This window comes from Bradyrhizobium sp. CCBAU 11386 (assembly GCF_028128955.1).
Lineage (GTDB): Bacteria > Pseudomonadota > Alphaproteobacteria > Rhizobiales > Xanthobacteraceae > Bradyrhizobium.
In genome coordinates this window covers 1-9310 of record NZ_LBKA01000143.1, presented here as the reverse complement: position 1 = coordinate 9310, position 9310 = coordinate 1, and the positions used below count along the sequence as shown (strand labels likewise).

Genomic DNA, 9310 nt, shown 5'->3' with positions numbered 1-9310 from the left:
GGACTCTGAAAAGAATGGAAGCAAAGATGCCAACCGACGTCATTGTACCCTCCAGTGGCATGGGTATTGAGGAAGCTACACTAGTTCGCTGGTTGAAAAAAGTCGGAGATGATGTCCGTAAGGGCGAAATCATCGCCGAAGTCGAGACTGCCAAAGCCACTGTAGAGATCGAAGCGCCGGCGACGGGTATATTGAGCACAATCGTCGAACCAGAAGGTGCGACTGTCGGGATCAACGCTGTCATCGGGACGATCCTAGACTAATGTCCCGCTCTTTTACCGAGATTCCACTAACACCGTTGCGGAAAGCCATCTCCGCCCGGATGACGCATGCAACACAGACGATTCCTCACTTTCGCCTTGTTGCTAACATCGACGTTGATTGCCTCCTGCGTTGGCGGACAGCCAACACCGATGGGGATCCAACAAAAAAAATCTCGATTAATGATTGTCTCATCAAGGCAGTTGCTGTGTCGTTGGTCGACAATCCTGCCCTTAACTGTCAGCTGACAGATACTGCCATTCAACGATTTCAAAGCGCGGATATTTCGGTAGTGATCGCTGTTGAAGGTGGCCTCGCGACACCCGTCGTACGCGGAGCCGAAAGTAAGTCGGTGACGGAAATCTCGACAACAGTAAAGGATTTCGTCGAGCGAGCAGGCCGCAACGCGCTCAAACTTAGTGAGGTGTCCGGGGGGTCCTTCTGCATATCCAATCTTGGGGGCTATGGTATTGAACAGTTCGACGCCATCATAAACGCTCCTCAATGTGCCATTCTGGCAATAGGCCGCGCGGCCCCGCAAGTAGTTGCAGATCGCGGTGGCGAAATAAGGGTGGCAACAATGCTCACCTGCACGCTCTCTGTTGACCATCGTGCGGTCGATGGCGCCGAAGCGAGCAAATTCCTGCACAGCTTGCGCAATGTCATTGCGGATCCAGAGAGATTGGGAAGAGTCTAAGCCGCATGAAACGAGCATCGAGCTGTCAGTCAAAAGAGATACGTGGACACAAAGCGGATCGACTAGTCGGAGTTTTTGCCACAACCCTTCACAGAAGCTGCTGCACCATAGCCTCGTCTCAATACGAACCTTCCTTTAAGGACCAACAGGCATGAAAATCTCTGACGAAGAGGTTGCAATTAGATGCTGTGCGAGCTCGTAGCGCGGAATGCATGCGGCCTTTCGCCATGATCGAACAGTCGCTGAATACTTCGTCGATATTTGCTGGACGGCGGCCGTGAGAAGAGCGCGCCAACGGCGCATCTTTGCTCCATGAAATCCGCTATGCCAGGATAAAGGAAGCATGGCTTTTATGCATAGGGTGATGGTGAACGGCGCCGCGATTCCTGTAATCGGGCTTGGGACCTGGACGCTGAAGGACGAAGCGTGCGCGGAACTGGTCGCCAATGCGCTTTCGGTCGGTTATCGTCATGTCGATACTGCGTCAACCTATGACAACGAGAGCGCAGTTGGCGAGGGACTGCGATTTTCTGGCGTGCCGCGCGAAGACATCTTCGTCACAACCAAAGTCTGGAAGACCGATATCGGTCCCCGAGACCTGGAGCGATCGGCCGAGGAGAGCCTGAAGCGCCTTGGCCTCAACACGCTCGACCTGCTGCTGATCCACTGGCCGAACCCGGAAATTCCGTTGGCGGGGTCCATCAAGGCGTTGAACGCGGTTCGCGATTGCGGCATGGCACGGCACATTGGCGTGTCGAACTTCTCAACCGCGCTACTCGCGGAGGCGTTTCACTTGTCGAATGCTCCACTTGTTGCCAACCAAGTCGAATATCATCCATTTCTTGACCAAGCCAAGGTCTATGCCGCTTGCCGCGCGGCTAACATGGCGATGATTGCGTATGCTCCACTCGGTCGCGGCGAAGCGTTGTTCGACGATTTAGCGATCGGGGAGATCGCCAGGCGGCACGGCAAATCTCCGCCGCAGATCGTGCTTCGATGGCACGTGCAGCAGGAGGGTGTGGTTGCCGTTCCGCGCGCCGAGCGCAAGGAATGGGTGACTGAAAACATCGACCTATTCGATTTCGAGCTTTCCGGCGAGGAGATGTCGGCGATCTCGCAGCTCCGGTCGCGCAACCTGCGCATATACGATCCCGATTACTCGCCGGAATGGGACGAAGGATGAACCTGCTGCGTGACAAGGAAACCGACCAGCGCCAAGGCGGGTTTTTTGTCTCTAGATAAAAGAGAATCTGCGTTCCATTCGCTCTCATGCGACTCAAAAAACAGCGGCCAATCCTCTTCCAATATCATTCGCGCGGCTCCGGAAAGGTTGGCCAGGACATCGAACGCGGCAGGTCATTATGGCTGTTCAAGCACCTCATGATTACACATTGAAAACCATCGGGACATGAACTGTCGAAAGAGCGACATGGCTATTCCATTACCTTTACTCCTTTTGCGGCTGGCAACAAGAAAAGCGAGGTAGAACACCAATGGCGGGCATTCTCGACGGCAAGGCAGCGCTTGTGACTGGAGGCGCATCGGGCATCGGACGCGCGACTGCAGTTGCAATGAGCAAGGAAGGTGCGCGCGTTGCGGTCGCCGATAAGGCGCAAGAGGGCGCCGCCGCCACGGTGGCCCTGATCAACGCGGCGGGCGGACACGCGGTCGCGTTGGGCGGCGATGTGGCGAATGAAGCCGATGTCGCGGCAATGGTGGCGCGTACGGTCGCCGCGCTCGGCCGGATCGACTGTGCCTTCAACAATGCCGGCATCAGCAGCCGGGCAGGCGGTTCGGTCGGCCAGCGCACCCACGAGATGAGCCGCGAGAACTTCGATGGCATGCTCGCCGTTAATCTGACCGGCGTCTTCCTATGTATGAAGCACGAGATCGCGCAGATGCTGAAGCAGAGCTCCGGCGGAGCGATCGTCAACACCGCCTCCATCGCAGGCGTTGTCGGAATGCCGACCGTGACGCATTACGTCGCGGCCAAGCACGGCGTGATAGGGCTGACCAAGACGGCGGCGTTGGAATACGCCAAGGACAAGGTCCGGGTAAACTGCGTCAATCCCGGCTATATTAAAACTCCGATGACCGAGCACTGGACCATGAAGACGCGCGACGACTTGATGGCCACGGTACCGATGAACCGACTAGGCCTGCCGGAGGAGATCGCCGAGGCCGTAGTGTGGATGTGCTCAGACAAGGCATCCTACATGACCGGTGCCTCGCACATTATCGATGGCGGAGTCTATGCAGCCTAGTCTTACTGAGTCAGAGTGTCGCGGCCTTTGCCGAGAAGAATCATATATTTGAGAAGACTCACTTTTCAGCATGGGGAGGCTGAGATGGATCTGACAAAATCGGGAGACGTAGCGTCGCGGTTTTCGACATATATTGAGGGCCTTGCGAGCGTGATTGGACATGCGGGACGGACCAAGCCGCTTCGCGATTACTGCACCGGACTGATGATGCCGTGCGATCGCAAGAGTGTCGAGCCGATGGCGGCGATGACGGCTCCGGAGCGGACAGCAGCGCAACATCAGGCATTGTTGCATTTTGTCGGTCAAGGCGACTGGTCGGATCAGCAAGTGTTGGCCAAGGTCCGTGAGTTAGTGCTGCCGATCATCGAACGCCACGGAGAGATCGAAGCTTGGATCATCGATGATACGGGCTTTCCTAAGAAAGGGCGGCATTCGGTCGGAGTTGCACGGCAATATTGCGGCCAGTTGGGCAAACAAGACAATTGTCAGGTCGCTGTGACGCTTTCGCTCGCAAATCATGATGCAAGCCTGCCGGTGGCGTATCGACTTTATCTACCAAAGGAGTGGGCGACCGACCGTCCGCGTCGGCGCAAAGCCGGTGTGCCCAAGGAGATCACCTTCAAAACCAAGCCGGCCATCGCGCTTGAGCAATTGCGCTGGGCCTATGCAGGGGACTTGCCGCGTGGCGTAGTGCTGATGGACGCCGGCTATGGCACTGATACCGATCTGCGTACGGGCATCACAGATCTCGGCTTAAACTATGTGGCCGGCATCCAGCCGCAAACATCCGTATGGCCCCCTGGCACTGGGCCGCAGCCGCCGAAGAAGTGGTCAGGGAACGGGCGGCCTCCGAAGTTGCTTCGACGTGATGGCAAGTACCGACCGATCTCAGTTAAGAAGCTTGCGATTGACCTGCCAATGGATGCTTGGCGCAAGATCACGTGGCGTGAAGGGACGGCAGAACGCTTATCCTCGCGCTTTGCCCGTGTGCGCATCCGTCCGGCACATCGAGATTACTGGCTTGCCGAAAGCCGGCCGCAGGAATGGCTGCTGATCGAGTGGCCGGAGGGCGCGGAAGCACCCACCAAATATTGGTTCTCGACGCTTCCGGAGAACATTGGATTCCGTCAGCTGGTTGACACGGCCAAGCTGCGCTGGCGCATTGAGCGCGACTACCACGAACTCAAACAGGAGATCGGTCTTGGCCACTTCGAGGGACGAGGCTGGCGCGGCTTCCACCATCATGCAACGCTGTGCATCGCGGCCTACGGATTCCTGGTCTCCGAGCGGGAGACGATTCCCCCCTCAGCAACAGGTTCGTCCGGGCTTTTCAAAGAGGTTACAATTCCCGAAACTTATCGCCCGAGGGGTTCCGCCATTGCGGCCTGAACGCCACGTTCCAAATTCGATCTCGACTGTCCGGCGGAAATTGAGCGCCGCTCTCGCGTCCACACTATCTCGATGCCCTTGTTGTATCAGAGCAATCTCAAGACAAAGCAGTCATCGAAATTTATGACGCAGTAAGACTAGGGGTTCCCAAAAAAAATCGCTGGTGATGATGATTGTCAGGCAACGGTCTCATTGTGCGTACTTTCGCACATCAAGTGGAGAAAAGGGGCCAAGCTACCGTCCACGAAACTGCCGCGAATCGAGCCTCCACGTCGAAACGGCGCTTGAGTGGTTTGGGGCGATTGAGTGGCCTTCCGGGGCTCGTTGGTCCCCGATAGATCATCGCTGCTTTTACAGCCTCGAGATGGCTCCTATCGCCAGAACATCCAATTGGTATCGGCGCGAGCGATAATCACCCCCGGCACGAATGGGACGCCAAAACTCGCGAAACCGCATGCTTTTGTCCATCGCTTCGAATACCACCTCATCCGTGGCTAGCAGAATCTTGCCAAATTGCTCCGACGCAGCCCGCGTCAATGCGGCCTGCATATCGGAGTTTGCCGTACCGTTGACGGGCTTCATGCCGCGCTTCACGGCTCCCATAAGAGCAGAAGCGACATCAACTCGCTATTCTTTAACTCTGCGAGCACGCTCGACGACGTCAGCTGGCTGCTGCCTGGTGAGCTTGACGCGCCACGCTGCACCGACCTTTAACGCTGACGGGAATGTCGCCGTCGATGATCACGCGACGAACGACGCGATGTTGGTCCCCATAATCCTTCACCGCATAATGCATCGTGGCGCGATTGTCCCAGATAGCGATGTCCCCCTGCTTCCAGTTCCAGCGGACGGTGTTTTCCGGCGCGGCCATATGAGACTGGAACACATCGAATAACTTGTGGCCGTCCCATTTGGGAATGTCAACGAAACGCGTCACATAACTACCGAGAACCAGCGTACGCTCGCCGGTCTCGGGGTGGACCCGTACTACGGGATGCTCGGTCTCGAACCTCGTTTTGGTACTGAACTCGTCGTAGCCCTTCTTATCGGCTTCGCTCGGGCGGACGGTTATGGCGAAGTCGTATGCGCTGCTGTGAACAGCCCATAAGTCCTCCGCTAGCCGTTGCAGCGGCGGCGGCAAGCTGAGATAGGCGGCTGCGGTATTTGACCACACCGTGTCGCCGCCGACCGGCGGGATGACAACGCCTCGCAGCACTGCAATCTTCGGATAAGCGTGCATACAAGACATGTCGATGTGCCAACTGTCAGCCCGAAGACCTCCGCGCGCCGAGTCAAGCTCGAGGATTGCGGTTGTTCCCTCGGCAGCACCTAACGCCGGTGGCACAAGCTTTCCGAAGCGAAGGCCAAAGCGCTCCTGCTCAGCATCATCGAGATGGCCCTGGTTGCGGAAGAAGATGACCTTGTGTTCCAACAGCAGCTTGTTGATCGCGGCGACCATCTGGTTCGGCAAATCGCTCGACAGCCTAACATTCATGATTTCGGCGCCGATGCGCGCTGTGCATTTGACCACATCTACACACGGAATGACATTATCGATGGAGGCTGTTTCAATCATATGTTACTCTCTAAGGTTGTTTTTTGCTAGATGACGCCATTCTGTCGCCGTACAGGAAAGCAGCGACAAATTTGCTGGTCTTCATTCGACCTGCATGAGACAATCGCTCACTCGCGGGGGCACTGAATCATGGAACTGGTAGTTTCATGGCAACGCCTCGCGTCCCAATGATCCGATCAAGAAGTGTGCCAGTCGGAAACTCCTCCATACGAAGGCCTTACGTTAAACGAGGAAGCTGTATTGGCACGCTAAGTGGGGGCTTTCTCCGTGGAGTGACCTATAATGGTCTTAACTCAATGCATTTCGTCCTGGGCAGCGGTGAAGAGCCGCCCGCCCTGCCACAACTGTCTATCCGTGGCACAGTGCTCGACAAGCACGCGACTAGATCGAATCCCGGTCGTGGAGGTCTTGACGGAACAAAGACCAGCACACCTGTCGCGGAGGTGACAAACCTGTCAGGAACCTGTTTTTCAGTTTTAAGGTAAATCCAGTTCGAAACTCGGATCGTGGCGGAGAGCTTTGAGGGATACGAATATCCTTGACACAGGCGGCTTATGTCACGGCGACGGCAAATTGTGACGCGCTGGCGCCAAGGCGTCGTCTAAGTCACGATGGTGCTGTGCGACAGCTGTCGACCTTCGCAATTCGGTGCACACGCTGTCGACGCTAGTGAGCGAATGCTGCGCGCCGCCGTATTGCGGCGGCGTCTTCATGGCCCGCAGCAAGCGCATGCACTAATTAGAGCTTAAGCTAGGACGGCCAGCCTGGCGTCAAGTGGAACACCTGCCTCACCCCACTTCGGTGAAGCACTACCATGGCAGGTGAGCATCTCGCGGAACTGCATGTGGCGCGAACACATCGTTTTGGTCATGGGCGCGATTTACCTGGACGCTGTCCGGACCGATCCGGGGACCGTGACCGAGATGGCATGAATCGATCCTCGAGAGCGATGGGCCACCGAGCGCCATTGCCGTCATGCCTCTCAACTGGGTGCGGCAGCGCCTTCGCCTGACCATGCCCGTCCGCATCGCCCACTCAGGCGACCTTTTGTTCCGCTTCTAACATCCTTGTCCAGCTTCGGACAAAAGGAAGGTACGCGAATTTCTTCCAACGACGCCCCTCGCTACAAATGTCGGGTGCTTCTTTAGCCTCAAGTCATTTGGCGCAGCACTTGCTTCCGACGCTCTGTAACCAGGAGACAGTACATAGCGATGCGAGCAAGACCATTGCTGCCCCCGCGAACCTCCATACAAGTCCATGAGGAAGCCGTCCCCGGGCTCAATTGCTGGTCGCCAAGGACGGTCTTAGCCTCGGCAGGCACACTTGGCCTGCGGCATCCTTTCCCATGATGGCGAGATGGAGTGCTTCAAGAGGAAGGTTTCTCCGATAACTGCGATTTGAAACGCTCAAGATCAAAAATGCTGAGGCCGCAAAAATCAATTCTCGTCAATCCGACTACCTCGTGCTCGCCGTGGCTCGATTGTTCGTCGGCGCGTCCTTTGTTTAGATAGATAGCGAGGGAAAGTGGAGGATTCATACGCGCCGGATCTACAGAGCCTGCGCTATGACATTCGGATTCTTATTGTTTGCTTGGATGTTTGGAGCAACTGTGGATCATGGAGTTGAGCGGTGGTCAGAAACTTGAGGCTTATCGGCGAATGCTGCGCATCCGTCGATTCGAAGAAGAGGGCATGCGCCAGTTCAAAGCTGGCAAGATCCCAGGTACCCTCCGCGCGAGCGTGGGGCAGGAGGCTGCTATCGTGGGAGCATGTCTCGCTGTTCGTGATGATGACGCCATGACTGGAACGCATCGTTCGCATGGCCATCCGATCGGGAAGGGGGCGCATCTGGACGCGCTCATGGCTGAGCTGATGGGCAAGGAGAGCGGCATTTGCAAGGGGCGCGGTGGCTCGATGCACCTCGCAGACAGATCGGTTGGGATCATCAGCGAGTCAGGTATTGTCGGAGGGGGCATTCCTCTTGCTACAGGGTGCGCGTTCAGCGCTAAGGTGCGGGGCGTCAATCAGGTTACTCTTTGCTTCTTCGGCGATGGAGCGGTGAACCAGGGCACATTCCATGAGAGTCTCAACATGGCATCGCTGTGGAGGCTGCCGGTCATCTACTTTTGCGAGAACAACGGCTATGCAATTTCTACCTCGGTGGCGCAAAGCCACGGGCAGTCAGACATCGCGCTGCGGGCTGCGGGCTACGGCATGCCAGGCGTTACGGTTGACGGGCAGGATGTGAGCGCCGTCTACGAAGCCGCAGCGCAGGCTGTCGCGCGAGCGCGCGCGGGCGACGGGCCTACTCTCATAGTAGCTGACACTTATCGGTTCGATGAGCACAGTTTCGGCATGGTGATTTCGGGGCCGCCCTACCGGTCGGTCGACGAAGTCGAGCGTTACAAGCGCGACCGAGATCCGATCGCGCTTTATCGCGTTAAGCTGCTCGAACACGGCGTCAATGAACGTAGCTTGGCGGCAATTGAAGAGGAAGTTGCCAAAGCCGTTGAGCGGGCTGTACAATTTGCCTTGTCCAGCCCGCTGCCTCGGCCGGACACTTTGCCAGACTACATGTTCAACTCGCCGCTGGAAGGTCACGACAGCTCGATTGACGGGCCGGAGAGGAATTAGTTGACATGCAAACTCATGCCCAGAAATTTGCCGCGGCGCCCTGCATGTACGTTCAGATGACCTATCGTGAAGCCATCATGCGGGCGCAGATAGAGGAAATGGAGCGTGATGAGCGTGTCATCCTCATGGGAGAGGACATTTCGGCATATGGCGGCCGCATACTCGTCGAGCGATTCGGGAAAAATAGAATTTGGCACACGCCGATCTCGGAAGGCAGTTTTACCGGCGTTGGGATCGGCGCGGCGATCAACGGGTTGCGCCCGATCATAGACCTTACAATTGCGAGCTTCGTTTATCTGGCTTCGGATCAGATCATTAATCAGGCCTCAAAATTGCGATACATGACAGGAGGGCAGATCGACGTTCCAATCGTGGTTCGTTCCTGTATGTACTCAATGAAGTCGGTGGCAGCCCAGCATGCTGACCGACCTTACACGTTCTTCATGAACGTGCCGGGCCTCAAGATCATCAGCCCGACCAGCGCCGCCGA

8 protein-coding genes and 1 pseudogene are annotated in these 9310 nt (G+C 56.7%); 7 read left to right on the top strand and 2 right to left on the bottom strand.

Features of this window, described 5'->3' with window-relative positions; genetic code table 11:
- The 5 genes from XI09_RS09395 to XI09_RS09375 form a co-directional block, all read left to right on the top strand.
- On the top strand, nucleotides 1–263 hold a 263-nt coding region (locus tag XI09_RS09395; RefSeq protein ID WP_333939063.1), incomplete at its 5' end, for a biotin/lipoyl-containing protein.
- Nucleotides 263–958 carry a 2-oxo acid dehydrogenase subunit E2 gene (locus tag XI09_RS09390; RefSeq protein WP_271566586.1) on the top strand — a complete coding sequence of 232 codons (696 nt, stop codon included), beginning with the start codon at nucleotides 263–265 and terminating at the stop codon, nucleotides 956–958. The genes XI09_RS09395 and XI09_RS09390, both read left to right, overlap by 1 nt.
- Nucleotides 959–1310: 352 nt before the next feature.
- Nucleotides 1311–2141: an aldo/keto reductase gene (locus tag XI09_RS09385; RefSeq protein ID WP_271566587.1), complete on the top strand. Its 831-nt coding sequence runs from the start codon at nucleotides 1311–1313 to the stop codon at nucleotides 2139–2141.
- Nucleotides 2142–2451: 310 nt separating this feature from the next.
- Nucleotides 2452–3222 carry an SDR family NAD(P)-dependent oxidoreductase gene (locus XI09_RS09380; protein WP_271566585.1) on the top strand — a complete coding sequence of 257 codons (771 nt, stop codon included), beginning with the start codon at nucleotides 2452–2454 and terminating at the stop codon, nucleotides 3220–3222.
- An 84-nt stretch (nucleotides 3223–3306) separates the two neighbouring features.
- Nucleotides 3307–4611, top strand: coding sequence for an IS701 family transposase (locus XI09_RS09375; protein WP_271566584.1), 1305 nt, complete (start codon nucleotides 3307–3309; stop codon nucleotides 4609–4611).
- A gap of 351 nt (nucleotides 4612–4962) precedes the next feature.
- Here XI09_RS09375 and XI09_RS09370 read toward each other — a convergent pair whose 3' ends face one another.
- Complete coding sequence (locus tag XI09_RS09370) at nucleotides 4963–5193, bottom strand: hypothetical protein (RefSeq protein WP_271566583.1); 231 nt, start codon at nucleotides 5191–5193, stop codon at nucleotides 4963–4965.
- A 79-nt stretch (nucleotides 5194–5272) separates the two neighbouring features.
- On the bottom strand, nucleotides 5273–6187 hold the full coding sequence (locus XI09_RS09365; protein ID WP_271566582.1) for a TauD/TfdA dioxygenase family protein: 915 nt from the start codon (nucleotides 6185–6187) through the stop codon (nucleotides 5273–5275).
- Nucleotides 6188–7803: 1616 nt separating this feature from the next.
- On the opposite strand from XI09_RS09365, the gene XI09_RS09360 reads away from it, so the two are divergent.
- Together XI09_RS09360 and XI09_RS09355 are read left to right on the top strand one after the other, a co-directional pair.
- On the top strand, nucleotides 7804–8820 hold the full coding sequence (locus XI09_RS09360; RefSeq protein ID WP_271566581.1) for a thiamine pyrophosphate-dependent dehydrogenase E1 component subunit alpha: 1017 nt from the start codon (nucleotides 7804–7806) through the stop codon (nucleotides 8818–8820).
- 5 nt (nucleotides 8821–8825) lie between these two features.
- Nucleotides 8826–9310 (top strand): annotated as a pseudogene (locus XI09_RS09355) (alpha-ketoacid dehydrogenase subunit beta); the annotation flags it as partial.